1 protein-coding gene is annotated in these 1,205 nt (G+C 46.1%); it reads left to right on the plus strand.

Annotation, left to right across the window (positions count from 1 at the left end):
- Positions 1–263: 263 nt before the first annotated feature.
- The coding region (locus VU18_RS04290) for an IS110 family transposase (RefSeq protein ID WP_021321273.1) at positions 264–1,205 on the plus strand (942 nt) is incomplete at its 3' end.

Below are 1,205 nucleotides of genomic sequence, written 5' to 3' on the forward strand. Positions count from 1 at the left end.
AAAACATCCATGAGTAAATTTTACTCCCCACCCAGGCATGAAAATCCATCTCTCCTTCCATAATGGAGGATGAACGCAAACAGTTTGGAAAGACGTGCTTTTTAATGGTGGTTCGACCCTGTACAAAAAACTGTTTGAGTCCATTTGGTGTTCCACCCATTGTAAGCCCTTTTCATTTGGAAAAGGTGACTACGAACAGAAAAATGCCTAACGAACAAGTGGACTCACTGTTTGCGAATTCATCAATGGAAGGAGTCCGGATCATGGATGTGCTTTATCATCGTTGCGCAGGTTTAGATGTTCATGCCAAAACGATTGTCGTTTGTGCGCTTTGGGGAGAAGAAGACCACATTCAAAAGGAGATCGAAACGTTTTCGACGTTTACCAAAGACTTGTTTCGCCTCCTGAAATGGCTCGAGGATCGAGAAATCACTCATCTAGCGATGGAGAGTACGGGGGTTTACTGGAAACCGGTCTTTAACATTTTAGAGGACTACTTTGACATTACCTTGGCCAACGCTCAGCGAATCAAGAATGTCCCAGGGAGAAAAACGGATGTATCCGATGCGGAATGGATCGCTAAATTATTGCGTTATGGACTGATTGAAAAGAGTTTTGTGCCACCCGCGCCAATTCGAGAATTGCGGGACTTGACCCGTTTACGCAAAAAGTGGGTGGGTCAATTGATTGCGGAAAAAAACCGAATTCATAAAGTATTGGAGTGTTCCAATATCAAGCTGGGTACGGTGATTTCCGACATCTTCGGAGTATCGGGCCGAAAACTCTTGACCCGTTTAATGGAACAGGGGTACATCGAAGAAGCCGATATCGACGCTTGCCTTCACGGAAGAATGAAAGGGAAAAAGCAACAAATTCAGGAATCGCTCTTTGGGACATTAACCGAACATGAGTTGTTCATGATTCGCCAATCGTGGAAGCACATCGAGTATTTGGAAAGCTTGATTCAGGAGATGGACCAACGCATCGACCATCTCTTACAACCGTATCAACAGGAAGTGGATCTTCTGATGACGATTCCTGGAGTGAAAAAGGAAACCGCCGCCGTCATCATCGCCGAAATCGGAGTGGATATGGGACAGTTCCCGACACCGCAGCGCCTCGCTTCTTGGGCTGGGGTGGCCCCGGGAAATCACGAAAGCGCTGGAAAACGCAAAAGTACACGAACGGTAAAGGGTAATCCTCAT

Source organism: Geobacillus sp. ZGt-1 (assembly GCF_001026865.1).
GTDB classification, from domain to species: Bacteria; Bacillota; Bacilli; order Bacillales; family Anoxybacillaceae; genus Geobacillus; species Geobacillus thermoleovorans.